Origin of the sequence: Ottowia thiooxydans (assembly GCF_040548795.1) — a bacterium.
GTDB lineage: Bacteria > Pseudomonadota > Gammaproteobacteria > Burkholderiales > Burkholderiaceae_C > Ottowia > Ottowia thiooxydans_A.
Genome location: NZ_JBEPSH010000002.1, coordinates 461,530 through 488,262 on the forward strand (window position 1 = coordinate 461,530; position 26,733 = coordinate 488,262).

Below are 26,733 nucleotides of genomic sequence, written 5' to 3' on the forward strand. Positions count from 1 at the left end.
CTTCCAACGCCAGCGAGAGAGCGCTCGCATCAAATCACTTCAAATGCGCTTCTATCCACTCCGGCGTCACTTCCGCCAGAGTCGCTGGAGTCCAGCGCGGGCTCTTGTCTTTATCGATCAGCAGCGCGCGCACACCTTCCGGAAAATCCGGATGAGCGCAGCAGCCCACAGAAGCTTTCAGTTCCATCTGAAAAACTTCCGCCAAAGACATGTGCTTCGCACGCCGTTGCAGCTCCAAACCCAAGGCAGCGGACGTGGGCGAGCCTTTAAGAAACGTGCTGCCGGCCTGTGCCAACCAAGGGTCTTCGTCTTGAGCCAGCGCGCTCAGGCGCGGTGCCATATCTTGCAGGCGGTCATGGCCGATCACGGCGTTGATGCGATCCAGGTGCGTACGCAGCGGCGAATGCGGTACCGGAGTGCCCTGCCCTAGCTGCTCCAGCAAATGAGACAACTGCGCCCCATCGGATTCCTTTTCGCCTTGCCAGGAAGCATTGGCAACGGACTGCAACAGCGCGCCATGCTGCTCATGCGGCACCAGGAAATCTGCCAAGCCAGCAAACAAGGCGTCCGCCGCGTTGATGGAGGCTGCCGTCAAAGCCAGAAACTCGCCGCTTTTGCCCGGCAGTCGAGACAGCAACCAGCTACCACCGACATCAGGGTACAGACCAATGTTGATCTCCGGCATCGCCATGCGCGTCTTGGGCGTGGCCACACGATGAGAGGCCCCCGCCATCAGTCCGATGCCACCGCCCATCACAATACCGTGGCCCCAGCAGACGAACGGTTTGGGATAGGTGTGAATCAGGTAATCGAGCTGGTATTCACGTTCAAAAAATGCAGGCGCTTCCGGCGGGACCTGGCCCGGAGGTAGTGCCCGAATGGCCTTGACGAGACCGACCACGTCGCCCCCTGCGCAAAATGCCTTGTCGCCAGCGGCATCCAATATGACGGCGGCAATTTGAGGATCCGCCGCCCAGGCAGCCAGTTGCGGATTCAGAAGGTCCACCATCTCCAGCGAAAGCGCATTCAAGCTCGCAGGCACATTCAGGGTGGCACGACCGAAGCGGTGGCCGCTGGCGGTCTGGATGGTTTCGAAGAGGACAGGAGAAGTCGTCGTTTGGTCGCTCATTAGTCTTTCATTCCGAGTCGCGTTTAACCGATAAACACCGTTCGGGCTGAGTCTGTCGAAGCCTCGCGTGGCGCTTCGACCCTTCGACATGCTCAGGACAAACTCAGCGTGAACGGTTTAGTTGGTGTCAAACATTCTTCAATTGGGGATTGCGCGCACCGGAGTAGTTCACGCATACCGATTGTTCGCTGGCCTTGAAAGGCGCAGCCTTTACTGCAAGCTCTCCAGCGAATCACCTTGGAGCAAGCGGCGAGCAATGATGGTACGCATGATTTCGTTCGTGCCTTCCAGTATCTGGTGGACTCGCGTGTCGCGCAGCAGCCGCTCCAGCGGATATTCGCGAATGTAGCCGTAACCGCCGTGCAGTTGCAGCGCATCGTTGACCACATTGAACCCCGCATCTGTCGCGAACCGCTTGGCCATGGCGCAATAGGTACTGGCTTCGTGGGCTCCAGCATCCAGCTTGGAGGCCGCCAGGCGCACCATTTGCCGCGCAGCGACCAGTTCAGTGGCCATGTCGGCCAGCTTGAATTGCAGCGCCTGAAAGCTGGCCAGCGGTTTGCCGAACTGCTGGCGCTCCAGCATATAGCGCTGCGCGTGGCGCAATGCGCCCTGCGCTGCACCTACGGAACAAGTGGCAATATTGATGCGTCCGCCGTCCAGGCCTTTCATGGCGATCTTGAAGCCATCGCCTTCGTTGCCCAGCAGATGATCCACCGGCACGCGCACGCGATCGAAGCTGATCTGGCGTGTAGGCTGGCTGTTCCAGCCCATCTTTTCTTCTTTTTTGCCGTAATGAATGCCAGGCAGATCCGCTGGCACCACGAAGGCACTGATGCCGCCTGCGCCGCCACCACCTGTACGGGCCATCAGGATCAGGACATCTGTGGCGCCTGCACCGCTGATGAAGGCCTTGCTTCCGCTGATGAAATAGGAATCGCCTTCGCGTTCAGCCCGGGTCTTGAGCGACGCCGCATCCGAGCCGGCACCGGGCTCGGTCAGGCAATAGCTGGCAAGCTTCTGGCCGGAAACCAGCTGCGGGCCCCAATGCTCCCGCACTGCATCCGTCGCCCAGGTGCCGAGCATCCAGGTCGCCATGTTGTGGATGGTGATGAAGGCCGTGGTGGAAGGGTCCACCGCGGCCATTTCTTCAAACACCAAAGTGGCATCAAGACGAGGCAGCGCCAGGCCACCGGCGTTCTCGGGTGCATAGAGACCGCAAAAACCCAGTTCGCCCGCCTTGGCAATGGCCTCTCGCGGGAAAATGGATTGTGCGTCCCACTCCGCCGCGTGAGGCGCCAACTCAGCTTGTGCAAACTGGCGCGCAGTATCGGCGAAGGCGCGCTGGTCTTCTGAGAGCTCGAAGTCCATGCCCGTGCTCAGCGCAGGCTGATAGTGGTATTGACGCCTTGAGCTGTCGTGCTGTCATCAAACCAGCGCGCGGTGACGGTCTTGGTCTGGGTGTAGAACAAAACAACTTGCTTGCCGTACGGGCCCAGATCGCCGAGCTTGGACGCGCGTGAACCAGTGAAGGAGAACATGGGCACTGGCACTGGAATTGGCACGTTGATGCCCACTTGACCAACGTCGATGTCTTCCTGGAATTGGCGCGCAGCGGCGCCCGATTGCGTGAAGATCGCTGTGCCGTTGCCATTGGGGTTGGCGTTGATGAACTCGATGGCTTCGGTCAGATCATTGGCGGCTGCCAGGCAAAGAACCGGGCCAAAGATTTCCTGGTCGTAGATAGACATGCCGGGCTTGACGCCAGAGAAGATCGTTGGGCCAACGAAGTTGCCCTTCTCAAAGCCACTCACTTGTGGATTGCGGCCGTCCAGCTCCAGCTTGGCGCCTTCTTTCACGCCACGCTCGATCAGGCTTTCGACCCGGTCCTTGGCGGCGCACGAAATTACGGGGCCGACGTCGGTGCCTTTTTCTGTACCGGCATTGACCTTGAGCGTTTTAGCTTTGGCCACCAACTCAGGAATCCATTTTTGCGCGTCGCCCACCAGCACGGCGGTGCTCACAGCCATACAGCGTTGGCCGGCGGCGCCGAAAGATGCACCAGCCAACGCATTGAGAGTTTGCTCTTTATTGGCGTCTGGCAGCACGATGGCGTGGTTCTTGGCGCCCATCATGCACTGCACGCGTTTGCCTGCCAGGCTGGCGCGGTTGTAAACGTGCGTACCCACCTTGGTGGAGCCCACGAAGCTGATCGCCTTGATGTCCGCGTGATCGCAGATGGCATTCACCGCACCCTCACCTCCGTGCACCACGTTCAGCACACCGGCAGGAATGCCAGCTTCCAGGGCCAGCTCGCACAGGCGCATGGTGACCATAGGGTCTTGCTCGGAGGGCTTCAACACAAAGGTGTTGCCGGTCACGATGGCCATGGGGAACATCCACAGCGGGATCATCGCGGGGAAGTTGAACGGTGTAATACCTGCGCAAACGCCCAATGGTTGCAGCAAGGTGTAGGTATCCACGCCGGTAGCCACGTTGTTGGCGAGTTCACCCAATTGAAGGTTGCCAATGCCCGCAGCGTGCTCCACGACCTCCAGGCCACGAAAGACATCACCTTCGGCATCCGGCAGGGTCTTGCCTTGTTCAGCCGTCAACAGTGCAGCCAGCTCACCCATGTTCTCGCGGATGAGTTGCTGGTACTTCAGGAAGATGCGAGCGCGCGTGCCGATAGGTGTTTTGCGCCAGGTCTTGAAGGCCTTCTTGCCAGCAGCCACCGCCGCATTGATTTCATCCTGAGTGGCGAAAGGAACGCGGGCCAGGACTTCCTGGGTGGCCGGGTTCACCACGTCGCGCCATTCGGTGGTGGTTGAATCTACAAACTTCCCATCGATCAGCAGTTTCACTGTAGGGATGCTCGAAGTCTTGGCGGAAGAAGATGACATGAGAAGGAACCTTAACGATGATGTCGGATGCGGCTGATCTTAGGCTTGCAAAAGATAATGCACAATAGTCCAAATTGAAATTGGCCTTGCAAATTTGCACAGCACTCCAAAGGGCGGTCAAACAGCATGGATTGGGACCTTTTGCGTTACTTTCTGGAGCTTGCACGGACCGGCAAGCTCACAGCCGCGGCCCGGCGTCTGGATGTAGACCACACCACGGTGTCGCGCAGGGTACAAGCGCTGGAGACAAAACTGCGGACCACGCTTTTTGTGCGCACCTCCTCGGGCATGGAACTGACAGAAGAGGGGCGGCTTTTGCTGTCCGATGCCGAAGCCATGGAGGCGGCCGCTTCCAGAGTCCAGGGACACACTGAACAACCGGCCAACGAACTCGGCGGGGTGGTGCGCATTGGCGCCACCGAAGGTTTTGGCTCCGCCGTGCTGGCGCCTTACCTCGCTTCGTTTGCCGCGGCTCACCCACGCCTGACCATAGACCTCGTGGCGGTGTCTGCCGTGGTAAGTATTTCGCGACGGGAGGCCGACATCGTGATCTCGCTCGAGCGCCCCCAGCGCGGCAGGTTCGTGGTGACGAAATTGTGCGATTACGTGCTGCTTCTCTACGGCGCAAAGAAGTACCTGTCCAATGGACCACCTCTGCGCTCGCTTCAAGACTTGAAGCAGCACAGCCTGATTGGCTATGTAGACGACCTGCTCTTTAGCAAACAATTGCAGTTTGTGAACGAGATTGATCCTCCTGAGCGTTTCACCCTGCGAAGCACAAGCGTCATGGCCCAGTTGAACGCAGCCGCTGCGGGTGGCGGACTTTGCGTTCTGCCAGCCTTCCTGGCTGACCAGGAGCCACGCCTGGTACCTGTGCTTGAGAAGGAAGTTCGGTTCCAACGATCGTTCTGGATGTCCATGCCTGAAGAAGTCAAACAAGTGCCCCGCATACGCATAACCTGGGACTATTTGAGAGACGTAATCGGCGCTGAGCAGTCCCTGTTGTTGGGAACCGGCAAGATGGGATAGTAAAAACCTCATTGAACTTCGAATAGGCAACCGAGGGTGAGTCGCGATGCTCTTTCGAGGACGATGCTCAGCGAGCTTGCGCCAGTAAAACCCCCAATCCAACGAGCATTACGCCAAAAAAGCGGTCGATCCAGTGACGCACAGCCAGCAATTGATCGCGCACGGCCCCAGCAGAAAAGCTCAACGCGACCAAGCCGAACCATGCCATGTGTGCGACAGAGATAAAAATTCCATAGCCAATTTGCACTGCCAACGGCGTTTCTGGCCCTATCACCTGCACGAACAGACTGACGATGAACACCGTGGTCTTTGGGTTCAGTACATTAGCCAAAAATCCAGTGCGCAGCGCTGCCCCATCCGACAGTGGCGCCACTGCGTTTTCTGCAAGCGCGCCGCCAGATTTGGCACGCAGCATTTTCACACCGAGATATACAAGGTAGAAGGCTCCTACCCATTTAAGGGCGTTGAACATCCAAAGGGACTGCTGGATTAGCAAACCAACGCCGACAAGGGTATAGGTGACGTGAAAGAGCACGCCAAGGCCAATACCCAATGCCGTCAGTACCCCAGCACGGCGAGAAAGCATCAGGCTGTTGCGGGTCACCATCGCAAAATCCGGCCCTGGACTGATAACAGCCAACAAGGTTATTGTGATTACAGCTATCATTTCTGTCATGGCGTATCCATTGGAAAATCAATAAATTCAGGCTATGTTATGAAAAATAAGCTGGATTGAATAACGATGTTTTCTGACAAAAATGGTGAGTCAAACTCACCATTAAGCAACTCACGATTGCCTTCGCTGCTGGCCCTGCGCTGCTTCGAAGCGGCGGCCCGTCAGGAGAATTTCAGCCGTGCAGCCGATGAGCTGCACCTCACCCATGGTGCGATCAGTCGAGCCGTACGCCTGCTTGAAGATGATCTCGGCGTAGCGTTATTCGAGCGGCGTAGCCGCCGAGTGTTCTTGACCGATTCCGGGCGAACCTTGTTGCGGGCGGTGAACAGTGGCCTGCAGTTGATGCGCCAAGCCGTTGGCGAATTGCGCGCCAGTGCCCGCCAGGCACATCGGTGGGTGTTGTCCTGTGAACCAACTCTGCTTATGCGCTGGCTAATCCCGCGCTGGCCGGACTTTCAGGCCCGGCATCCCGGGTTTGAGGTGCATCTGGTCGCAGGCGGAGGTCCGTTCTCGTTTGCCAGCGGCATCGACTTGGCCATCCGTCGCGACGATTTTCTCTGGCCAAAGGACTGCCATGTCGAGCAGATTTTCGAGGAAAAGGTCGGCCCGGTCTGTCGCCCCGACAAAGTGGAACCCTGGTTCACTACGAAAAAGAACCACGCGGCGTTAAAGGTCACCGCACCGCGCCTGCACACGCGAACAAGGATGGGCGCATGGCAGGAATGGGCATCTGCCGCAGGTCAGCCCGCTTCAGAAGCGCAAGGACAAACCTTCGAGCATTTTTACTTCAGCTTGCAAGCTGCCGTGGCAGGGCTGGGGGTGGCGATCGGCCCTTGGCATCTGGTGTGCGATGCACTGGACAGCGGCGTCCTGGTCGCGCCGATGGGCTTCATCAATGATGGCTCGCACTATTGCCTGCTATCGCCGCAGCCGTTGCAAGCCGGCACCCCGCAAGCGGATTTGCTAACTTGGCTTCGGGCATCCGCGTAACCGAAAGCCACCTGTTTCTGCCGCGCATGTTGAAGCGGATGCGAATGCCCCCATACCCCAAAGGGCCGTCAAAAAAACCACGCGATCCAGGCCCGAAGCGCAAGCGTAGCCGGGTTACGGGTACGTCGAACATATGGGAATCTTCTACACCTTACTCAGCCCAAGCAGATTCTGGGCACCTATATACTTATCATGATGCGCGCGTCTGACACAAAAACCTTGAACGATGTGCGTATGCGCGGGTTCACCCATCGCACCGAAGTTCACTCCGCGCTGGCCTGGATTGACGCCAGCACAACAGTGCCTTTGCCCGGCGAGACAATCGCGCTTGAACAAGCCAGTGCAAGGGTTCTGTCCGATGAAGTGATCGCCCCCATCGCCGTGCCTGAGTTCGATCGCGCTGCCATGGACGGCTACGCGCTGCGTGGGAATGACACGGCCGGCGCTGGAGACTACAACCCCCTGGAATTTCCCGTAGTAGGCCATGCCTGGCCCGGCAGGCCGTTTGAAGGCCAGGTGCCTGTGGGCTCCGCCATTCGCATCATGACGGGAGCCCCCGTACCGAATGGGCCGGACGCGGTGGTGCCTGCGGAATACGCCACCGAGCAAGATGGCCGAATCGCCATCACGCAAGCAGTCTCACCTGGGCAGCATGTGGGCCACGTCGGCGAAGACATTGCGCGTGGCAGCAGCGTACTGGCCGCTGGCCGCCGCCTGCGCCCGCAGGACGTAGGCCTGGTGGCCTCACTCGGCCTCTCGCAATTGCAAGTGGTGCAGCAGCCGCGCGTGCGTTTGCTTGTTACTGGCAACGAAGTACGAGCGCCTGGCACGGCCAAGAGCGCCTACGAAATCTACGATGCCAACTCAATGACCTTGCGCGGCCTGCTGGAACGCGATGGTGCAGTGCTTGAGTCGCACCTGAGATTGGGAGACGACCCACAGATCATCGAGCAGGCGCTGGCAGCGCCAGGGGCCGATGTCATCCTTATCTCTGGTGGCTCCAGCGTGGGTGCCGAAGACCACGCTCCGCGCTTGCTTGAAAAGGTGGGGGAACTTGCCATACATGGTGTGGCCATGCGGCCATCCAGCCCCGCGGGAATGGGGCGCATCGGCCAGGCACTGGTATTTCTGCTGCCGGGCAATCCCGTGTCTTGCCTGTGCGCATATGACTTTTTTGCCGGTCGCGCCATTCGCCGATTGGGCGGCCGGCCCACTGAATGGCCTTACCGCGCACAACGCGCCATCGTCGCGCGCAAGATCGTCTCGCAAGTGGGGCGTGTGGACTATGTGCGGGTCAAACTGGGGGCAGAAGGCGTGGAACCGCTCGCGCTTTCCGGTGCGTCCATGCTGAGCACCACCACGCGGGCCGATGGTTTTGTGGTGGCACCCGCAGAAAGCGAGGGCTTTGGCTCTGGCTCGGAAGTGACTGTCTATCTCTACGAATGCCCGTGAAAGCTCAATCGCAATTCCTCCAGGTCGTCACCAGGGACGAGGCCGAGCGCCGCTTCCGTGAGCATCTGGCGCTTGTTCCGCTGGGAGCAGAGACCATTGCCCTGCATGCAGCATTGGGTCGAGTCCTTGCGGATGATGTGCGGGCTGAGATCGATGTCCCCGGCTTTGACCGATCCAACGTCGACGGGTTTGCGGTGCAGGCCGAAGCCACGTGGGGCGCGATGGAAGAAGACGTGCGGACGCTGTCACTGACCGATGAGTCTCTGGCGCCAGGCATCGTCCCTCAGCGCGAGGTCATTAACGGAGTCGCTACTTCCATTGCGACCGGCGGCATGCTGCCCCGCGGTGCCGACGCGGTCGTGATGGTCGAGTACACCGATGCTGATGCGGGCCAGGTGCATATCCGCAGAGCAGCTACTGCTGGCGAGAATGTGAGCTACGCCGGCACCGATATTGCGCGCGGGGAAACCGTTTTGCGCGCTGGCCAAGCTTTGAGTTCGCGAGAAATTGGCGTGCTGGCCGCATTGGGCATGGCAGAGGTTTCGGTTCATCGCAAGCCACGCGTGGCGATCTTCTCGACCGGCAATGAAATCGTGGCGCCAGGTGCGCCACTGCCCACCGGAGCGGTGTATGACTCCAACGCGGCCATCATCAGTGCCGCTGTACAGGAACTGGGCGGCGAGCCGGTGCGCCTGGGCGTCATACCTGATGACGAAGCAGCGCTTTCTGCCGCGCTTCGAAAAGGCCTGGATTGCGATGCAGTGGTGTTTTCAGGGGGCACATCCAAAGGCGAAGGCGACCTTTCCTACCGCGTTGTCGCAGCGCTTGGAGACCCCGGCATCGTGGCCCATGGCGTTGCACTCAAGCCAGGTAAACCTGTGTGCCTGGCGGTCACTGGCGGCAAACCAGTGGTCATTCTGCCGGGCTTTCCTACTTCGGCGGTTTTTACGTTTCATGAGTTTCTTGCGCCCGTCATTCGCGCATTTGCAGGACTGCCGCCGGAGCAGCGCAAACAGGTGGCCGCCACACTGCCGATGCGCATCAACTCCGAGCGCGGACGCACCGAATACCTGCTGGTCGGCCTGGTACCCACCGACGACGGCATGTCTGCCTATCCGATGGGCAAGGGTTCGGGTTCAGTCACCACATTCAGCAGTGCGGATGGTTTTATCACCATTGGGCAGCACACTGAAATCGTGGAAGCGGGTACGCCGGTGCAGGTTCAACTGCTTGGCCAGGCGCTGGAGCCCGCCGACCTGATTCTCATTGGAAGCCACTGCGTGGGCCTGGACTGGCTCAGCGGGGAGCTGATGCGTCAGGGCATACGGATCAAATCCATGAGCGTGGGCAGCACAGGTGGGCTGATGGCCGCCAAGCGCGGTGAGTGTGATGCCGCGGGCATTCATCTGATGGACCCCGCCACCGGGGAATACAACCTTCCGCTGCTTACACCGGCACTGGAGCTGATCACCGGCTATGGCCGCATGCAGGGCATTGTCTACCGCCCTGGTGATGCACGATTTGAAGGACGTACGGCAGCCGATGCCATGGCAGTGGCCTTGGCAGATCCGACCTGCACGATGGTGAACCGCAATGCGGGTAGCGGCACGCGCATTCTTATCGACAGGCTACTCGCTGGAGCCAAACCTGCGGGTTACGGCGTGCAAACCAAATCGCACAACGCAGTGGCCGTGGCAGTCGCACAGGAGCGCGCGGACTGGGGCCTTGCCATCGACACCGTGGCAAGGCAGTATGGTCTGGCGTTCATTCCTGTGCAGGAAGAACGCTACGACTTTGTCATACCCAAGGCGCGACTGGAGCGCGCGCCCGTCAAAGCCTTCATTGCATTGCTTCAGTCTTCATCGGCACGTGAGGCGCTGCGTAACCTGGGCTTTCGGGTCGACTGACCCTTTGGCCTGGTCTTAGCACCCAGGCCGCTCTCCGGGAGGCCGGCCCCCGGTTGGCCGGCCCCCGGATGGCCAGCCCCCGCCTTGTCCGCTGAGGCCGCCGAGCTCCTTCCAGATGTGGAGGTCTCCGCACACGCCGCATGCCGAGCAGGAGCTCGGCGGTCCCAGCTTAACAGCCCATATCGCACGATCTTGCTATTTTTTTAATAGCATTGGCGCATCCAGGAATACCTAATGAGGTGCCGACTTTCCTCCTGGGGCTGTCGAGCTCCTGCTCGGCATCTGCATTTTTCGCACACCCCTGTATATCGAGAAATACCCCGGTGGCCTTCACCGTTTTTTGCATGAGATGGCGAGCACCGCGATCAACTTATGCTCACCAGGTCATATGGTGCATCCGTGGTGATTCCTACAGAATTAAGGCGATCCCATAACTCTACGGAATACCCACGACGATGGCCGTTCAAAAACGCTTTTATCTTCTCGCCCTGCCCGCGCTGGTTGCAGCTTCGCTTCTCGCTCCGGTCGCGCAGGCACAAGACAAGTTCATCGTGATGGCTTCCACCACTTCCACCGAGCAATCAGGCCTGTTCAAGCAACTGCTGCCGCAGTTCACACAAGCTTCAGGCATCAACGTGCGCGTGGTAGCTGTGGGCACAGGACAAGCGCTGGACATGGCCCGCCGGGGTGACGCGGACGTTTTGTTCGTGCACGACCAACCGGCAGAAGAAAAGTTCGTGGCTGAAGGCTTTGGTCTGGAACGCAAGGCGGTGATGTACAACGACTTTATCCTGGTTGGTCCCAAGGCTGATCCGGCTGGTGTGCGCGGCAACAATATTGCCAGCGCGCTGAAAGGCATCGTTGAGAAGAACGCATCTTTTGTTTCCCGCGGCGACAAGAGCGGCACCCACTCTGCCGAACTGCGGCAATGGAAGCTCGCAGGTGTTGATTTGGGTGCCAACAAGCCCGCCGGCTACAAGGAGTGTGGGTGCGGCATGGGCCAGGCATTGAACATTGGCTCTTCTACCAATGCCTACGTGCTCACCGATCGTGGCACCTGGCTTAATTTCAAGAATCGCGGTGATCTGGCCGTGCTGGTGGAAGGCGACAAGCAACTGTTCAACCAATACGGCGTGATCGTGGTGAACCCGGCCAAGCACCCTCACACCAAGAAGGATTTTGCACAAGTGTTCTCTGACTGGGTGGTGTCGCCCAAGGGGCAAGAAGCTATTGCTTCCTACAAAATCGGTGGGGAGCAATTGTTCTTCCCTAACGCTAATAAGTAGGTGGCGTAACTCCCTCTCCCGCTTGTGGGAGAGGGCAGGGGTGAGGGCAAGCGGCGGTTGATTGAATCGCTATAGTTACTAATTGCCTTCTGCTTTTCTATCGAGGTCGGAGGCCGGGGAGTGCGCCCGGCAGCGCAGCCACCTTCTTTTGCTCCGCCAAAAGAACCTGGCGCAAGAAAAGGCGGCCCCAAGTCCGTGACCCTGCGCTTCGCTACGGGCAACCTCCGGTGCTCGGTCCAGGGGCGGTGCGGCAGAACTCTCTTCGTTCGCTTCGCTCTCTACGTTCAAACAGCTGCCGCAAGCTAGATCACGAAGCAAGAGCATCTTGCAGTGCTCTTGCCCGCCCCTGGCCCTGCGCTCCTCGGCACGGCCAAAGGGGGTGGGAGCCTGACTCGGGCCATTGCTTCGCTCGGCCTTCGAATTTTTCGACTTGCCTTGTTGAGTAAGCAGAGATTTACCACCTTGAATGGAATGCGCTAAAAAGCGCCTTCACCCACCCACGAGTAGCGCAAGCGTTCGGAGTTTCTCTACCCGTGAGACACTTCGAAGAATTCAGCCCCCCTCCCCCATGTCATCCTCCCGCCGCGGCATTCATCTTCGCTACACCTTCGAGTCCACCAAGCCGGCAAGCCAGCTCGGCGCGGATATCGAAAATCCGCTGTTCGATCTGCTTTCCGCGCTGGAAACCCATGGTTCCATCAGCGCTGCGGCCCGTGCGCAAAACGGCTCGTATCGCCACGCGTGGAGTTCACTGAAACATTGGGAATCGGTCCTCGGCTCACCGCTGGTGCAGTGGGAACAAGGCAAGCGTGCGCGGCTGACGCCATTTGCCCAGCGGCTGATGTGGGCCGAGCGCCAGGCCCGCGTGCGCATGACGCCGCACGTTGAAGCCTTGCGCGCCGAGCTGGCCCGGGTATTTGCGTTGGCCGACGACGCAAGCCTGCAGGTGCTTGAAATCTTCGCCAGCCACGATCTGGGCCTGCCCCGTTTGCAAGCCCTGGCAGAGGAATGCGACGGCCTGCACATTGGCCTGCGCTTTGCTGGCAGCCAGGAGGCGCTGCGTGCACTCAATGACGGGCGCTGCCGCGTGGCAGGCTTTCATGTGGCGCAAAACGCCCAATCCACGAGTTTGATGGCCAAGGCGCTGCGTCCACTGCTGCAACCCGGCACACATAAGCTGATCGGCAGCCACTGGCGACGACAGGGTTGGATATGGCGCATGGGTGAAACGCGGCCCGACAGCATCAGCGCACTGCGCTCGGGCAATTGGCGTTTTGTGTCGCGCCAGCCTTCCTCCGGCACACGTTTGCTGACCGATCACCTGCTGGCGCAAAGCGAGGTATCGCCAGAACACGTGCCTGGGTACAACACGCATATGGAAGACACCCATGTGGCCGTTGCGTCCAGCATCGCCTCCGGGGCGGGCGACGTGGGCATTGGGATTGAGGCCGCCGCCATGGAAGCTGGCCTTGCATTCTCACCCTTGGTGGACGAGAACTACTACCTGCTGTGTCTGAAAGAAGATCTGGAAACCCCGCCGCTGCGTGCTCTGCGCGCGCGGCTCGCGTCTCCCGCTTGGGCCGAGGCGCTTCTAAAACTGCCCGGCTATGGGGTGAATAGACCGGGTGAGGTGCTGTCTCTGACCCAGGCGCTGCCATGGTGGCGCTATAAAAACCCAAAGTCTGATTGAAGTAGCCTTTGGGGCTTGAACTGCGATTGAGCTGAGCTTTGTAGAACTCAACCGTTCGGAGCTTCGGCTGTCCTGGCCTAGGGCGTGTCATCAATTAAACCCCCCACGCGTTGCCAAGCCAGGGGGTGCCAGGCTAGGCGGGGCGAGCGCCGTGTACTAGCGTACACAAGCGAGCCACAACAACGCATGGCGCCCCCTGGCTTGGCAACCCTTCGGGCTGGCTCGCCCTGCGGCGTCTACTTTGTCGCCAGCCCAGGCCGTAGATCACTACGGCCTGCGCCTGCCTTCGCGTATCCATCCTCAGGGCGAATCAGCGCGTGGGGGGTTTAATTGATGACACGCCCTAGCACAGGGTTTCGACAAGCTCAATGAACAGCATCTGTTTTTGCAAAGAGTTGGGGCCCACGCCAATCCGTTCGCGCTGAGCCTGCGTTGCGCGAGGCTTCAACAGGCTCAGCCCGAACGGTTTTAGGTAGTTCAAATGCCACTTTCTACTTGACCAAAATCATAGAACCTCAGCTCGAACGGATTCACTTCAGCTTCTGCAACTGCTGAAGTTCTTCCTTGGTGTTGGCGTTGAAGAACGCATCAGCTTCTTCAAACGGCACTTCAATCACGCGATGCTGTGCAGTCCACTTGTCGAATTTGCGCTCGCCTGAATGCAGATAGGCCACCAGACTGTCCATCAAATCGGTTCGCAGCAGGCAAAACACCGGCTGCCGTCGCACTTCGCCTTCTTCCAGCGTAGACACCATCGCAATGTCCGCACCCTGGGTCGAAGCCGCCGCGGCCAAACGCTCGACAAAATCTGAGGGAAACTCCGGTGTGTCGCATGGCACAGTGACCAGCCATGGTGTTTCGGCGCGCTCCATTCCCGTCAGCAGACCAGCCAGCGGGCCAGCGTAACCTTCTATCGAATCAGGCCAAACCGGTGCCATGGCTTCATAAGCCGAGAGGTTGCGGTTGGCGCTGATCATGCTGGCACCCACCTGCGGCTGCAGGCGCAACAGGGCATGCAACGCCAAAGGCACTCCGCGGTGGTTTTGCAAGCCCTTGTCCACTCCGCCCATGCGGCTACCCCGGCCGCCGGCCAGCACCAGGCCGGTGATATCTTCTTTGCGAATGATGTTGCCACTCATGTCGTCTCCTCAGAAGGTGTGAATGAATCCGGCGTGCTCGAAAGGGCCGTCAAAAGCCGCCCGATCAAGGCGCAAAGCGCAGACGTAGCTCGTGCTACGGCGAGCATTTGTTACGCGGAGCGGGTGGTTTTTGCCGGTCAAGGCGGGTATGAGGGATTCGTTCACACCTTCTCAGGCTTCCAGCAAGTCAAAAGCCTGCGCCTCCACCACCACGAAAGCCCGCGTCATTCCCGCAACGGCGCGCCACAGTTGCGCAGCGGGCTGCTCATCGACAGCATCGCACAATTGCTCTACCCAGGTCTGCACGTGGTTGCGGAAAAAACGCCGCTGCTGCTCCAGGTTGCTTACCCCGGCATCGTCCCCGGCAATCAGATAACGCATGACTTCAAATACATAGGCAATATGGTCCTCTGTCTCGAACTGCGCGTCGTCTCTTGTCAAACCTAGCGCAGCCAAATCCGTACGCAGTTGTGCCAAGGGTTTTTCGTTCATGAACCCCGCAAGAAAATACGATCCGTACGGAAACACTTCTGGCTTACCAACGCTCTGGAACAACGCCGCAAACTCTTGCGAGGCGGATTCCACTGTCGTTTCTCGCATACCGGCCACCAGCGCCTGCCAGGGCGCCTCGAGATAGCCGCCCGCTTCCGGTGCCTGCGTCACTGCAACGCTGAATTGCTTGAACAGGGCCTCATCAGGCGGAGCAAACCACAGGCGGGCAAGCAGCCCATAAAGTTCGGCGCGGGCGATTTCTTCGCTGAAAGGCTCAGTGCTGATGGAGGTGTTAGTCACAGTTCGGTGATGCGTTGTTCGTTGGAATTGGAATACATGTCTATGACACGGCAGTCCGAGCACATCTTGAGCCGCGACGCAGCCGCGCCCTGAAACGCGGCGTGACCCGCCAGTTTGGCAATCATGTTTTCGATACCCATTCGCGTCCCAAATGGTTTGGCGCAGCGCACGCAGTGAAAGGGCTGCGCTTCATGCAGAACGCGGGATTGAAGCCGCGTGCGGCCACCATCGGCCAGCAAAAGGCGCGGTTCCAGCTCAATCGCGTTTTCGGGGCAAGTGGTTTCGCACAGGCCGCACTGCACACAGTTTTTTTCTATGAACTTGATCTGCGGTTGATCTGCATTGTCTGCAAGCGCATTGGAAGGACATGCACCTACGCAAGACAGACACAAGGTGCATTTGTTCGCATCTACCTTCAGACTGCCAAAGAGCGCACCGGCTCTGGGAAGTGCGATGACATCGGGCGCTACCGCCTTGGTGGGCAACTGAGAGAGCAAATGCGATAAGGCCATCTCCAGCGTAGCCCGTTTGTCTGAAAGGATGTTGAACGGAGCAGGCTTGGGCACGCCTTGGGCGGGAGCTGCTTGCAGAGCAGCATCCAGCGTAGGGACCGTGGAGGCTGTGATCAACCTGAAATGCTCACCCGCAAAACCCAGGCCGCTCACAATAGCCTGCGCCTGGGCCATCTGCTCGTTCAATGCCTGCAGATATTGCGGAGCTTCGGTATCGCCTACCAGCACCCAAACCTGATTGGCCCCTTGCGCAAAGGCCGCCAGCCACACGTCCAGACCCACGCTGGCGTTGTGCCACAAGGCCAGCGGCAACACACGTGCAGGCACGCCGTGGGCACGCCCTGCACTCGCTAAACGGCCAAGTTCATTGATGCGCTCCGTGCCTTCTTTCTGGCTATGGAGCAGCAAGGCCGCGTGGCGCCCACCCCCTGCGGAATAGGCACTCAGCATGGTGTGAATGCGCCTGCCCAAATCCACAGGGCCAGGATATGCAAAACTCAATGCACCGGTGGGACACACCGTGCTGCAGGCGCCGCAGCCCATGCAAAGATGGGGTTCCACGACAATACCGGCAGTCAAGGGCGCGGCCAAGCCTCGAACACGACCAGCGGTCTTGCCTTTGAGCGAAGCGTCCGAGCGAATGGCCTGTGTGGAACACACATCAATGCACGCTGAGCAACCTATTTGCTGGTTGCGGCTGTGCGCACAAAGCCTCTGCTCGTAATGAAAGTACTTGGGTTTTTCGAACTCGCCCACCATCTCGCGCAGCTCCATGGCCACGCGAATGAGCTCATCGTCGCTCGCCGCATGAAAGTAGCCTTGCGGTGGTTCGTGCATGGTGAATGCCGGCACAGCCTGCAAATCCAGCACCATATCGAAGCGCCCTTCTTCGGCGCGCGCACTTCGATTGAAATCGATGGCACCGGCAGCCTGACACACGTCCACACAATCCCGGTGCGAAGTGCAGCGCGCCAGATCCACCTGATAGCCAAAGTCGATGGCGCCTTCAGGACACGCCGCAATACAGGCATTGCACCGCGTGCACAAATCCAGATCTATGGGATTAGAGCTTTCCCAGGACGCTTCAAAAGCGCCCAGCCACCCTTTCAAACCAGTCAGGTGCCCGCGCATGACCACGCGCTCATGCTGTTGCGGCAACTCACCGCCCTCGACCAACAGCGTCACATCAAGCTTGCCGTCCAACATGGCCGCGGCAGCCTCTGCGCGAGGGCCTGATCCAATCACAAGGCAGCGCCCTACCGAGCGATAGCTCACGGTGGGAACAGGTTCGGGCGGGGGCAACTGCGCCGCAGCGATCAATGCAGCCAGCTTCGCGGTGGCGGCTGAGCCGTCACGCGACCAGCCCCCGGTTTCCCGGATATTGACGAAACGGATGGGACGCTCTGCAAGACCGGGAGCGCCCTCGGTCTGCTCGGCCAGTTCCTGAAACAGTCGGCTCTCCTGCGTACAGGCCACCAGCAGTTCTTCGCCCGATTTGGCAGCGCGCTGAAACGCTGGCGCTTCACGCCGGCAGAGCACGGAGTGAACGTCAGCAATACCGTCGGCGTTAGCCTTGGGCGTTGCCTCCAGCGCCCGGGCCAGCGCCGGGCGGTCCAGGGTCATGGTGCGATTGCAATCGCATATCAGGGTCTTCATCGTGGGCTTTCAACGCGGCCGCATCGGGATCTGCGGCGGGTGAAATGGCAGCCGGTACATTGCCGGCAGCGCATTCATGGGAAATATCTTCTTGGGGATCCGTCGCACTGAGCAAAGCTTCCTGCGCGATGGCCTCGCTGGAGGTCTCGTCTGGCTCAACCAGGCCCAGGTAGGCGCTTTGTGCCATTTTCTTGAGCATCGCGGCCGGCAGCGGATCAGGCGTGTTGTAGTCTTCGATGTAGGTGTCCAGCCCATCCATCACATTGAAGTGGGGATCGGCAAAGAGTTTCTTGAGCGCCGCATTGCGCACCTCACCGCTGACACCTGGCGTCACAAAGCGCGTGAAATCAGACTCTTGGGTGAGTGCCGCCACGTCATCCAGAGTCGGCGAGGCGGGCTGTTCATCGTTTCCGGGAGAACCAGCGTTTAGCCCAAGCTCTTCAGGCAGGGTCGCAGGCAGTGCCGCCGAATCGGGAACCGCTACGTCCGATAAGTCCTCTGTGGCAGCCGCGTCGCTTTGCCGGGCCCGCACTTTGCGCTGGGACCAACGCGAGAAAAAGCCGTCGTTGTCTGTCATGGCGCTCAGAGCCGCTTTTCTGGATCAACGAACGAAGCCGGGCGTTTTCGCTTTTTGGGCTCGGGACGGTAGTGCACGTCCACATACTCCTGCAGCGCGGCGCGCACGCTTTCATCCAGCGGGCAATTGTCGACCCGCTCCTGCGCGTCCAGCCAGCGGCCGCACTCGTTATAGGACAAGCTTACGCTTTCAGGCCAGGCCTGAGAGGGGTCCGCATGATCAGTGCGCCACATCACGAACCAAACTGGAGACCCCGAAGTGAGGTTCAGGTAGTAGCCTTCGGCTTCGTCGCGGTACAGCGTGACGGGCAGATTGGGAAACAGCCACTGCGCAGTCGAGCCGTCGTCGCGCAGCACGCGGCGCTCATCTCCGAAGCCGCCGTCATCGATCACTACCTCCGCGACCGTAAAGCGCCACTCTTCCCAGCGAGTAGGCTGACGCTGACGGTCAATACGCACCGCGGCGCGCATGGAGAGGGGATTTTCGTTCGCAAACACTGTGGAAGGCCCGTGGTCTGAATGCTTTGAAGCACCCAATAATGATGGCATCAACTCAGTTTAGCCCAGCCAGCCCACATGGGCCGATAGAAAAACCCACGAGGGGTAACCCTGAGCACAGATGTGAAGCATAGAGCATATGCTTATGGGGTAATATGGTCGCCATCCGGGCGATTACGCCAGTAGAGGTTAGCCAATGACTCAGCCAAACCCCGAGCGCGATGAGCGCAAGCATGTCCTTTCACGCCGCACCGTTTTTGCCGGTGCGGGTGTTGTAGGTGCCGCCGCAGCGGCAGCTGCTGTGCTCCCAGGCGTAGTTCAGCAGTCCACCACTGCCGCAGACGCCAAAGCGGCGCCCAAGTCCGCAGAGGGTTACCAACTCACTGAGCACGTGCAGCAGTATTACCGGACCGCCAAGGTCTGAGCGGGAGGAGCACAGCCATGCAACTCACCCGCAAAAACATTTCCGCTATTGGCCGCCCTCAGCATTCGGGCATGGTTGCCAACCTTGCCCGAGGTCTTGCACATGCCGTGCCCACCATCGACCGTCGCGCTTTCCTGCGCCGCTCGGGACTGGGCGTAGGTGCAGGTATTGCGGCCTCACAGTTGACACTGGTCAAGAAAGCCGACGCAGCAGATGCCACCAAGGCCGGCACTGGCACCGGTAAGGTCGAAGTCAAGCGCACCGTGTGCGGCCACTGTTCTGTCGGTTGTGCGGTAGATGCCGTGGTGGAAAACGGCGTCTGGGTACGCCAGGAACCAGTCTTCGACTCCCCTATCAACCTGGGTGCGCACTGTGCCAAAGGCGCCGCATTGCGCGAGCATGGCCATGGCGAATTTCGCTTGAAATACCCCATGAAGCTCGTCAACGGCAAGTACGAGCGCATCAGTTGGGACACAGCGCTGAGCGAGATCAGCGCCAAGATGCTGGAATTGAAAAAAGCCAGCGGCCCGGATTCGATCTTCATCGTTGGCTCCTCCAAGCACAACAACGAGCAGGCCTACCTGCTGCGTAAGTGGATGTCCTTCTGGGGCAGCAACAACACCGACCACCAGGCCCGCATTTGCCACAGCACCACAGTGGCTGGGGTTGCGAACACCTGGGGTTATGGTGCCATGACCAACTCCTATAACGACATGCAGAACGCCAAGGCGGCGCTCTACATTGGCTCCAACGCGGCAGAGGCGCACCCGGTGTCCATGCTGCACATGCTGCATGCCAAGGAACTGGGCTGCAAGATGATTGTGGTGGACCCACGGTTCACCCGTACGGCCGCCAAGGCCGACGAATATGTGCGTATCCGCTCAGGCACAGACATCGCCTTCCTCTTCGGTGTGCTCTACCAGGTGTTCAAGAACGGCTGGGAAGACAAAAAATACATAGAAGACCGTGTCTACGGCATGGACAAAGTGCGTGAAGACGTCCTGGCCAAATGGACGCCAGACAAGGTGCAGGAAGTCTGCGGCGTGGACGAAGCCACCACGTATAAAGTGGCCAAGATCATGGCCGAAAATCGCCCCAGCACGCTGGTGTGGTGCATGGGCCAGACGCAGCATACCATCGGCAACGCCATGGTGCGAGCCTCCTGCATTTTGCAACTGGCCCTGGGCAACATCGGCAAATCAGGCGGCGGCGCCAACATCTTCCGCGGCCACGACAACGTGCAAGGGGCCACCGACGTCGGCCCTAATCCAGACTCGCTGCCGGGCTACTACGGTCTGGCTGAAGGTGCCTTCAAGCACTTCGCCAATACCTGGAACGTGGACTTCGAGTGGATCAAGAAGCAGTACGCGCCTGGCATGATGACCAAGTCGGGCATGACGGTATCACGCTGGGTCGACGGCGTACTTGAGAAGAACGAACTGATCGACCAGGACAGCAATCTGCGCGGCCTGTTCTTCTGGGGCCATGCGCCCAACTCGCAAACGCGCGGTCTGGAGATGAAGACCGCACTCGACAAGCTCGACCTGCTGGTCGTCATTGACCCCTTCCCAAGCGCCACAGCAGCCATGGCCGCCATGCCTGGCAAAGCAGGAGATCTGAACCCCAACCGCGCAACCTACTTGCTGCCTGCCTGCACGCAGTTCGAGACAAGTGGCTCCTGCACAGCCTCCAACCGCTCGCTCCAGTGGCGGGAGAAGGTGATAGAGCCGCTGTGGGAGAGCCGCACGGACCACATGATCATGTATCAGTTGGCCGAGAAACTGGGCTTTGGCAAAGAGCTGGTCAAGAACTACAAGATGCAGAAGGTCAAAGGCATGGATGAGCCCGTGCCCGATGACATCCTGCGCGAAATGAACAAATGCGTCTGGACCATCGGCTACACCGGCCAGAGTCCAGAGCGTCTGCAGGCCCACATGCGCAACATGAACGTCTTTGACGTCAAAACGCTGCGCGCCAAGGGTGGCATTGACAAGGCCACTGGCTACAAGCTGGATGGCGATTTCTTTGGCCTGCCATGGCCTTGCTGGGGCACGCCCGAGTTGAAACACCCAGGCACGGCCAACCTGTACGACAACAGTGCCCACGTGATGGACGGCGGCGGCAACTTCCGCGCCAACTTTGGGGTGGAACGCGAAGGCGTTTCGCTGCTGGCAGCCGATGGCTCACACAGCAAAGGCGCAGACCTCACCACCGGGTACCCTGAGTTCGATCATTTGCTCCTGAAAAAGCTAGGTTGGTGGGGCGAGCTCAGTGAGGCCGAGCAAAAGGCAGCTGAAGGCAAGAACTGGAAGACTGACCCGACTGGGGCGATCATCCGCGTGACCATGAAAAATCACGGCTGCCACCCCTTTGGCAATGCCAAGGCACGTGCTGTGGTCTGGAACTTCCCTGACCCTATCCCGCAACACCGCGAGCCCCTCTACAGCACGCGCGCCGATCTGATAGACAAGTACCCCACGCACGAGGACAAAAAAGCATTCTGGCGTCTGCCCACGCTCTTCAAAACGGTGCAAGACAAGAACAAGGACATCGGCAAGACGTTCCCGCTGATCATGACCTCCGGGCGGCTGGTCGAATACGAAGGTGGCGGAGAGGAAACCCGCTCCAACCCATGGCTGGCCGAGTTGCAGCAGGAAATGTTCGTCGAGATCAACCCACGCGCTGCCAACGACCGTGGTATTCGTGATGGTGACCAGGTCTGGGTGAAGACCCCACCCATGGCCGCGCTGCCTGACTTCAAGGGACTTAAGGTGAAGGCCATGGTGACCGAGCGTGTAGACGCTGGCACCGTATTTCTGCCCTTCCACTTCTCTGGTCGATGGGGCGGCATGGACCTGGCCAAGTACTACCCTGAAGGCGCGATGCCTATCGTGCGAGGGGAGGCCATCAACACTGCCACCACCTATGGTTACGACAGCGTCACGATGATGCAGGAGACCAAGACAACCGTGTGCCAAATCGAAAAAGCAGCATAAGGAGAACAATATGGCACGAATGAAGTTCATTTGCGACTCCGAACGCTGCATCGAATGCAACGGCTGCGTCACCGCCTGCAAGGCTGAGAACGATGTTCCATGGGGCGTTAATCGTCGCCGTGTGGTCACCATGGGCGATGGCCAGCCTGGAGAGAAAAGCATTTCAGTGGCCTGCATGCACTGCAGCGATGCGCCCTGCATGGCGGTTTGCCCGGTTGATTGCTTCTACCGGACTGACGAAGGTGTGGTGCTGCATGACAAGGACGTCTGCATTGGCTGCGGATACTGCAGCTACGCCTGTCCATTTGGCGCGCCGCAGTTCCCCAGCAATGGCACCTTCGGCATGCGCGGCAAGATGGACAAATGCACGTTCTGCAATGGCGGTCCGGAAGAAACCGGCAGCGCTGCAGAAAATGAGAAGTACGGCCGCAACCGCCTTGCCGAAGGCAAGCTCCCCGCGTGCGCGGAAATGTGCTCAACCAAAGCCCTTCTAGCTGGCGATGGCGACGTCGTGGCCGATATCTTCCGCACCCGTGTGCTGCACCGCGGCAAGGGCAGCGAAGTCTGGGGATGGGGCACTGCCTACGGGAAGCCAAAGTCATGAAGCACCACAACCATCAAAACCCAAACTCGCAACAACCCAAGGCGCGCCTGGTTTTGATTGCAGCGGCGATGACCGTGCTTTTGGCTGCTTGCAGCGAGAAGCCACAAACTGCAGGCACCACGCATTCAGCTGCCGATCAAAAACCGTGGAACGGCGGGCAGAAAGCCTTCGACGCCCCTGGCTGGACGCCTGGGGACAAGGCCAGCTGGGACGCGCAGATCAAGCAGCGCAACCGCGGCCAGAACGAATACGTGCGCATGGCGCCGTAGAACCAAAGCGGAGGCCCCTACGATGAAAACGGTGTTCTCTCGCTGGTTGGCGTTAGGCTTGCTGGGCGCAGCCAGTGCCTTGGCACAGGCGCAGACTTCTCCCGCAGTGGAGCCGGTGGCACAAGCTGCCCCAAGCTCCGCTCCGACTGATACCCAAACAACAGCTCCCGCTGCTGCAACTGCCCCGGCTGCGGCAGCTGTTACCCCGGACGCAGCCAAAGGCCCACCCCCTAATTTTGTGGCGCCGGCCGAGCCCAAGGCAGATGACAGCAATGCCGCACGCGCCAAATCCCAACCGGGCAACAATGCCCCTTTCTGGCGCAGCGTACGTGGGTCCGGCGAGGTTTCGGGCATCACGAATATTCAAGGTGCCGAAGCCGGTGTGTTGATTCAGCGCTTTGAAAACTATCCTGGCGTCAGCTACACCACGGCAGGCGAAGCTTGGCGGCAGGTGCGTAACCGCATCATCATTCCCTACGGCGGTTCACTGCTGCTGATTGTCCTGGTGGCCATCGGTATTTTTTACTTCACGCGCGGCGCCGTAGGCCATGAGCATCCAGAAGGTGGCAAGCGAATCGAGCGTTTCACCCCGTTTGAGCGCTCTGCCCATTGGCTCAACGCCATTGCATTTGTACTGCTGGGCGTTTCCGGTCTGGTCATGGCTTTCGGCAAGTTCCTCATGCTGCCATGGATGGGACACTCCCTCTTCGGGTGGATCACATTCGGTTTGAAGACCTTGCACAACTTCGTCGGCCCCCTGTTTGCCGTGTCGTTGTTGGTCATCATCGTGACCTTCATGAAAGACAATATTCCCCGCGCATGGGATTGGCTGTGGGTCAAGAAAGCTGGTGGACTTTTCTCCGGCCAGGAAGTGCCATCGCACCGCTTCAACGCGGGGGAGAAAGCTGTTTACTGGTTTGGCGCCTTGCTGCTCGGCGTCACGGTCGTCGCCTCCGGCCTGGTGCTGGACCACCTGATCCCGAACATGCTCTACACCCGTGGCCAGATGCAAGTGGCGCACATGTTCCATGCCATTGCCGCCGTGCTGATGCTGTGTATCATCTTCGGGCACATCTATCTGGGAACCATCGGCATGCGAGGCGCCTACAAGGCTATGCGCACGGGTTACGTCAGCGAAGGCTGGGCCAAGGAACACCATGAGCTTTGGTACGACGACATCAAAGCAGGCAAAATTCCTGCGCAACGTTCCGGTGAAGCTTCTGTAAAACCGGCTGCGTCACTGCCCAAAACCCGCGAAGCCTGAAGCCCCACACGCCCAAGCATACGGAGATTTCATATGAAAGCCTGCATCGCGCTGATGGCTCTTGCTCTGACCACTGGCAGTGCCTTGGCCAAATTGCCACCCCTGTCTGATGAAGCCAAGGCCAAAGCCGCTGAAGCTGCCGCCAAAACGGCCTGGAGCGACAAGGTCGCGGGCTATCAGTTGTGCCAATCGCAGGATCGGGTAGCGGCAACCTACCTTGCACAGGCCCGCGCAGCGGCCAAGACAGTGCAGCCCGTAACCACGCCGTCTTGCACAGACCCTGGCCCTTTCAGCTATACGCCTCCGGAACCCAAGCCTATTGAAGCGTCCGGGGCGCATTCGCCCCCCGCCACTGCAGCAACTCCGCCCAGCAGCGGACAACCTACGGCTGCCCCTACGGGGACCAAACCCTGATTTACACGTCGCTTCCAGCTGCAGAGGCCTCGCTTGGCTTTGAAACAGAAGCACCCACACTTGCGCCCCTGCCCTCTGCGCCCCGCATGACGCATGCCGGTGTCGCACTGCTGCGCGACATCGAAATTCTCGACCAGCACGGCGTGCGTCGCAGCATCCAGATTCCCGCCGAGCGCCCTCTTACGGTTTTTATCGACAAGCGCGAGCTGGTCACACTGATGACGCTGGGAGTGCGCCCCGAGCTGCTGGTGCTGGGTTATCTGCTGAACCAGCGCTTGATCGCGAAGCTGGAAGATGTCACTTCCATCACTGTGGATTGGGAAGTGAACGCTGCGGCGGTCACCACCAGCGCAGGCATTGCAGACCTGGAATCACGCACCGCGCACCGCACCGTGACCACAGGCTGCGGTCAGGGCACGGTATTTGGCGACGCTATGACCGCACTGGGCGACATTCAATTGCCCGACGCTCGCTCTGCCCGCATTACTCAAACGCAGCTGTACGGCCTGCTAGATACCCTGCGCCAGCGCGACAGCGTGCACCGCCGAGCGGGTTCCGTTCATGGCTGCGCGCTGTTTGAAGGCAAGCGTATGCTGGTCTTCGTAGAAGATGTGGGTCGCCACAACGCCATCGACACCATTGCGGGCTGGATGCTGATGCATGGCGTGACGGGGGCTAACAAGGTATTTTTCACCACGGGCCGCCTGACCAGCGAAATGGTCATCAAGGCCGCGCAAATGGGCGTACCCATCGTCGTCTCACGCAATGGCGTCACCGCCATGGGCCATGATCTGGCCTCGCAGCTGGGCATGACGCTCTTTGGCCGTGCTGCCAATCGACACTTTCTTTGCTATACCGGCTTCGACCGATTCGACGCCGAGCCCGATTTGCAGCCCCAAGCCCTGCACCAGCCTGAAGCGCACGCCATCGTCGGCTGACCCTTCGTGTGCATGCCGGCCACAGTCATGGTCAAGGTCGTGGTAAAAATGCCGTTACATGAACACCATGACCGACAGCTGGGCGCTGGCTTGGCAACTCATCACCCACGCCGATTCTGAACTCGTCCATATCACCCTGCTGTCCCTGCAGGTCAGTGCGACCGCCTGCCTTGTAGGGTCACTGATCGGCCTGTTGCTTGGTGCATGGCTCGCAGTGGCCAAGTTTCCTGGACACGGGCTGCTGGTCTGGCTAGTCAATACGCTGCTGGCGCTTCCTGCGGTGGTGGTCGGTTTGCTGGTCTACCTGCTGCTTTCGCGATCTGGGCCACTCGGGGAGCTTGGCATTTTGTTCACGCCACCAGCCATGGTGGTCGCGCAGAGCGTACTGGTCACCCCGCTCATTGCCGCACTTTCTCGACGTCTGGTGCTTTCGGCATTGGCCGAGGGAGGCAGCCAGTTGCAATCGCTGGGCGCGCGTCCACTGACTGCGTCTCTGCTGATGCTGGTGCATGACCGCATGGGCGTAGTCACCGTGCTGCTAACCGCGTTCGCCCGAGCCATCGCGGAAGTTGGTGCGGTCATGATTGTCGGTGGCAATATTGCTGGCGTGACTAGGGTGATGACCACCACCATCGCTCTGGAAACCAGCAAGGGCGATCTTGCCTTGGCGCTAGCCCTGGGCTTTGTATTGCTCGCAGTGGTGGGGGCGGTCAACGGCGCTATTGGTCTGATGCAGTGGCTTGCCAATCGCCCCGAACGCAGACGCCCTCCGGCCAGCGGGCCCCAACCAACGACGCTGCCAGCCCGGGCTCTTGCTCCCGACCCAATCGCGGCCATGGCCGCTCCCCTCATCGTAGTTGACCAGGCCACCGTGCGATTCAACCAGTTGGTCGCCCTGAACAAGGCCACGCTCACCGTGAACCGCAGCGACCGCCTGATTTTGGTAGGCGCCAACGGCTCCGGCAAGACCACGCTGCTGCGCCTGATGCACGGCTTGCTGCCATGCGATGAAGGCCGCTGTGAACTATTGGCGCTACAGCCCGAAGGCAGGCAACCCCGCGCCTCCATGCTGTTTCAGCGCCCATTCCTGCTCAGCCTCTCCGTGAAGAGCAACATATGGATCGGCCTTTGGCTCTACGGCGTACCAGCCAGCGAACGCCATGACCGCTGCCAACGCGCGCTCGCCCGCGTCGGCCTGCTGGAACACGCAGAACGCCCCGCTCGCCAGCTTTCAGGCGGCCAGCAACAGCGCCTGGGCCTGGCTCGCGCCTGGGCTTTGCAACCCGACATTCTGTTTATGGACGAACCAACGGCAAGTCTCGACCCCAGTGCCAAAGCTGAAATCGAGCGCTTGATAGAAGAAGTGGCCTCCACTGGCGTCACCATCGTCATGAGCACGCACAACCTGGGTCAGGCCAAACGCCTGGCTACGCGCGTGGCTTACCTGCAGGGAGGTCACCTCATTGTGCAGAGACCCGTCCAGGAGTTCTTTGAAGGCGATCCGCTGCCGACTGAAGCTGCGCAGTTTCTGCAGGGCGAGCTTGGATGGCGTTAAGTCACCCACTGGCCTTCAAATGTCCGAGCCTGCC

23 protein-coding genes are annotated in these 26,733 nt (G+C 59.8%); 14 read left to right on the forward strand and 9 right to left on the reverse strand.

The genetic code is table 11. The features are described from left to right. Positions 1-34: 34 nt before the first annotated feature. From ABIE13_RS05740 to ABIE13_RS05750, 3 genes are all read right to left on the reverse strand, one after another. Positions 35-1,129, reverse strand: coding sequence for an enoyl-CoA hydratase/isomerase family protein (locus tag ABIE13_RS05740; RefSeq protein WP_354441930.1), 1,095 nt, complete (start codon positions 1,127-1,129; stop codon positions 35-37). A gap of 210 nt (positions 1,130-1,339) precedes the next feature. Beyond that, complete coding sequence (locus tag ABIE13_RS05745) at positions 1,340-2,500, reverse strand: acyl-CoA dehydrogenase family protein (RefSeq protein WP_354441932.1); 1,161 nt, start codon at positions 2,498-2,500, stop codon at positions 1,340-1,342. An 8-nt stretch (positions 2,501-2,508) separates the two neighbouring features. Then, positions 2,509-4,032 (reverse strand): CoA-acylating methylmalonate-semialdehyde dehydrogenase, encoded by a 1,524-nt coding sequence (locus ABIE13_RS05750; protein ID WP_354441934.1) that lies wholly within the window; start codon positions 4,030-4,032, stop codon positions 2,509-2,511. A gap of 126 nt (positions 4,033-4,158) precedes the next feature. On the opposite strand from ABIE13_RS05750, the gene ABIE13_RS05755 reads away from it, so the two are divergent. Next, entirely contained in the window at positions 4,159-5,061 is a 903-nt protein-coding gene (locus ABIE13_RS05755; RefSeq protein WP_354441936.1) for a LysR family transcriptional regulator, read from the forward strand. Between the two features lie 67 nt (positions 5,062-5,128). On the opposite strand, the gene ABIE13_RS05760 is transcribed toward ABIE13_RS05755, so the two are convergent. Further along, on the reverse strand, positions 5,129-5,737 hold the full coding sequence (locus ABIE13_RS05760; protein ID WP_354441938.1) for a LysE family transporter: 609 nt from the start codon (positions 5,735-5,737) through the stop codon (positions 5,129-5,131). A 66-nt stretch (positions 5,738-5,803) separates the two neighbouring features. Between ABIE13_RS05760 and ABIE13_RS05765 the strand changes: the two genes are divergently transcribed. The 5 genes from ABIE13_RS05765 (at position 5,804) to ABIE13_RS05785 (ending at position 13,062) form a co-directional block, all read left to right on the forward strand. Next, complete coding sequence (locus ABIE13_RS05765; RefSeq protein WP_354441940.1) at positions 5,804-6,727, forward strand: LysR family transcriptional regulator; 924 nt, start codon at positions 5,804-5,806, stop codon at positions 6,725-6,727. Between the two features lie 192 nt (positions 6,728-6,919). Continuing rightward, positions 6,920-8,179, forward strand: coding sequence for a molybdopterin molybdotransferase MoeA (locus tag ABIE13_RS05770; protein WP_354441941.1), 1,260 nt, complete (start codon positions 6,920-6,922; stop codon positions 8,177-8,179). Beyond that, positions 8,170-10,086: a molybdopterin biosynthesis protein gene (locus ABIE13_RS05775; protein ID WP_354441943.1), complete on the forward strand. Its 1,917-nt coding sequence runs from the start codon at positions 8,170-8,172 to the stop codon at positions 10,084-10,086. The genes ABIE13_RS05770 and ABIE13_RS05775 overlap by 10 nt, the downstream gene beginning before the upstream one ends. 455 nt (positions 10,087-10,541) lie before the next feature. Then, complete coding sequence (locus ABIE13_RS05780) at positions 10,542-11,372, forward strand: substrate-binding domain-containing protein (RefSeq protein WP_354441945.1); 831 nt, start codon at positions 10,542-10,544, stop codon at positions 11,370-11,372. A 568-nt stretch (positions 11,373-11,940) separates the two neighbouring features. Continuing rightward, on the forward strand, positions 11,941-13,062 hold the full coding sequence (locus tag ABIE13_RS05785) for a substrate-binding domain-containing protein (RefSeq protein ID WP_354441947.1): 1,122 nt from the start codon (positions 11,941-11,943) through the stop codon (positions 13,060-13,062). Between the two features lie 530 nt (positions 13,063-13,592). Here the strand turns inward: ABIE13_RS05785 and mobA are convergent. From mobA to ABIE13_RS05810, 5 genes are all read right to left on the reverse strand, one after another. Next, positions 13,593-14,189 carry a molybdenum cofactor guanylyltransferase MobA gene (gene mobA / locus ABIE13_RS05790; protein ID WP_354442358.1) on the reverse strand — a complete coding sequence of 199 codons (597 nt, stop codon included), beginning with the start codon at positions 14,187-14,189 and terminating at the stop codon, positions 13,593-13,595. 183 nt (positions 14,190-14,372) lie between these two features. Further along, a complete protein-coding gene (locus tag ABIE13_RS05795; RefSeq protein ID WP_354441949.1) occupies positions 14,373-14,993 on the reverse strand; it encodes a TorD/DmsD family molecular chaperone in 621 nt (206 codons plus the stop codon). Further along, positions 14,990-17,161 (reverse strand): 4Fe-4S binding protein, encoded by a 2,172-nt coding sequence (locus ABIE13_RS05800; protein ID WP_354441951.1) that lies wholly within the window; start codon positions 17,159-17,161, stop codon positions 14,990-14,992. Before ABIE13_RS05800 ends, ABIE13_RS05795 begins: the two co-directional genes overlap by 4 nt. Then, entirely contained in the window at positions 17,073-17,738 is a 666-nt protein-coding gene (locus ABIE13_RS05805; RefSeq protein WP_354441953.1) for a DUF3306 domain-containing protein, read from the reverse strand. The genes ABIE13_RS05800 and ABIE13_RS05805 overlap by 89 nt, the downstream gene beginning before the upstream one ends. 5 nt (positions 17,739-17,743) lie before the next feature. Beyond that, positions 17,744-18,235, reverse strand: coding sequence for a DUF3305 domain-containing protein (locus tag ABIE13_RS05810; RefSeq protein ID WP_354441954.1), 492 nt, complete (start codon positions 18,233-18,235; stop codon positions 17,744-17,746). Positions 18,236-18,431: 196 nt separating this feature from the next. Between ABIE13_RS05810 and ABIE13_RS05815 the strand changes: the two genes are divergently transcribed. From ABIE13_RS05815 to ABIE13_RS05850, 8 genes are all read left to right on the forward strand, one after another. Next, positions 18,432-18,659, forward strand: a complete 228-nt coding sequence (locus ABIE13_RS05815) for a formate dehydrogenase (protein WP_354441955.1) — start codon at positions 18,432-18,434, stop codon at positions 18,657-18,659. 17 nt (positions 18,660-18,676) lie between these two features. Further along, positions 18,677-21,655 carry a formate dehydrogenase subunit alpha gene (locus tag ABIE13_RS05820; RefSeq protein WP_354441956.1) on the forward strand — a complete coding sequence of 993 codons (2,979 nt, stop codon included), beginning with the start codon at positions 18,677-18,679 and terminating at the stop codon, positions 21,653-21,655. Between the two features lie 10 nt (positions 21,656-21,665). Further along, positions 21,666-22,259 carry a formate dehydrogenase FDH3 subunit beta gene (gene fdh3B / locus ABIE13_RS05825; protein ID WP_354441958.1) on the forward strand — a complete coding sequence of 198 codons (594 nt, stop codon included), beginning with the start codon at positions 21,666-21,668 and terminating at the stop codon, positions 22,257-22,259. Then, the gene (locus ABIE13_RS05830; protein ID WP_354441959.1) at positions 22,256-22,528 is read left to right on the forward strand and encodes a hypothetical protein; all 273 of its coding nucleotides are present in this window, start codon (positions 22,256-22,258) and stop codon (positions 22,526-22,528) included. The genes fdh3B and ABIE13_RS05830 overlap by 4 nt, the downstream gene beginning before the upstream one ends. A gap of 22 nt (positions 22,529-22,550) precedes the next feature. Then, a complete protein-coding gene (locus tag ABIE13_RS05835; protein ID WP_354441961.1) occupies positions 22,551-23,792 on the forward strand; it encodes a formate dehydrogenase subunit gamma in 1,242 nt (413 codons plus the stop codon). A 33-nt stretch (positions 23,793-23,825) separates the two neighbouring features. Then, positions 23,826-24,206, forward strand: a complete 381-nt coding sequence (locus ABIE13_RS05840; protein ID WP_354441962.1) for a hypothetical protein — start codon at positions 23,826-23,828, stop codon at positions 24,204-24,206. Between the two features lie 86 nt (positions 24,207-24,292). Next, on the forward strand, positions 24,293-25,144 hold the full coding sequence (locus ABIE13_RS05845) for a formate dehydrogenase accessory sulfurtransferase FdhD (RefSeq protein ID WP_354441964.1): 852 nt from the start codon (positions 24,293-24,295) through the stop codon (positions 25,142-25,144). 67 nt (positions 25,145-25,211) lie between these two features. Next, a complete protein-coding gene (locus ABIE13_RS05850; protein WP_354441966.1) occupies positions 25,212-26,699 on the forward strand; it encodes an ABC transporter permease in 1,488 nt (495 codons plus the stop codon). Positions 26,700-26,733 lie beyond the last annotated feature (34 nt).

Coding starts and splice junctions, on each gene's coding strand:
- ABIE13_RS05800 (WP_354441951.1), bottom strand. CDS start 17,161: ATGAAGACCCTGATATGCGATTGCAATCGCACCATGACCCTGGACCGC.
- ABIE13_RS05785 (WP_354441947.1), top strand. CDS start 11,941: ATGTCATCCTCCCGCCGCGGCATTCATCTTCGCTACACCTTCGAGTCC.
- ABIE13_RS05770 (WP_354441941.1), top strand. CDS start 6,920: ATGATGCGCGCGTCTGACACAAAAACCTTGAACGATGTGCGTATGCGC.
- ABIE13_RS05820 (WP_354441956.1), top strand. CDS start 18,677: ATGCAACTCACCCGCAAAAACATTTCCGCTATTGGCCGCCCTCAGCAT.
- ABIE13_RS05745 (WP_354441932.1), bottom strand. CDS start 2,500: ATGGACTTCGAGCTCTCAGAAGACCAGCGCGCCTTCGCCGATACTGCG.
- ABIE13_RS05765 (WP_354441940.1), top strand. CDS start 5,804: ATGTTTTCTGACAAAAATGGTGAGTCAAACTCACCATTAAGCAACTCA.
- ABIE13_RS05845 (WP_354441964.1), top strand. CDS start 24,293: ATGACGCATGCCGGTGTCGCACTGCTGCGCGACATCGAAATTCTCGAC.
- ABIE13_RS05840 (WP_354441962.1), top strand. CDS start 23,826: ATGAAAGCCTGCATCGCGCTGATGGCTCTTGCTCTGACCACTGGCAGT.
- ABIE13_RS05760 (WP_354441938.1), bottom strand. CDS start 5,737: ATGACAGAAATGATAGCTGTAATCACAATAACCTTGTTGGCTGTTATC.
- ABIE13_RS05830 (WP_354441959.1), top strand. CDS start 22,256: ATGAAGCACCACAACCATCAAAACCCAAACTCGCAACAACCCAAGGCG.
- ABIE13_RS05850 (WP_354441966.1), top strand. CDS start 25,212: ATGACCGACAGCTGGGCGCTGGCTTGGCAACTCATCACCCACGCCGAT.
- ABIE13_RS05740 (WP_354441930.1), bottom strand. CDS start 1,129: ATGAGCGACCAAACGACGACTTCTCCTGTCCTCTTCGAAACCATCCAG.
- ABIE13_RS05805 (WP_354441953.1), bottom strand. CDS start 17,738: ATGACAGACAACGACGGCTTTTTCTCGCGTTGGTCCCAGCGCAAAGTG.
- ABIE13_RS05780 (WP_354441945.1), top strand. CDS start 10,542: ATGGCCGTTCAAAAACGCTTTTATCTTCTCGCCCTGCCCGCGCTGGTT.
- ABIE13_RS05835 (WP_354441961.1), top strand. CDS start 22,551: ATGAAAACGGTGTTCTCTCGCTGGTTGGCGTTAGGCTTGCTGGGCGCA.
- ABIE13_RS05775 (WP_354441943.1), top strand. CDS start 8,170: ATGCCCGTGAAAGCTCAATCGCAATTCCTCCAGGTCGTCACCAGGGAC.
- ABIE13_RS05755 (WP_354441936.1), top strand. CDS start 4,159: ATGGATTGGGACCTTTTGCGTTACTTTCTGGAGCTTGCACGGACCGGC.
- ABIE13_RS05815 (WP_354441955.1), top strand. CDS start 18,432: ATGACTCAGCCAAACCCCGAGCGCGATGAGCGCAAGCATGTCCTTTCA.
- ABIE13_RS05750 (WP_354441934.1), bottom strand. CDS start 4,032: ATGTCATCTTCTTCCGCCAAGACTTCGAGCATCCCTACAGTGAAACTG.
- fdh3B (WP_354441958.1), top strand. CDS start 21,666: ATGGCACGAATGAAGTTCATTTGCGACTCCGAACGCTGCATCGAATGC.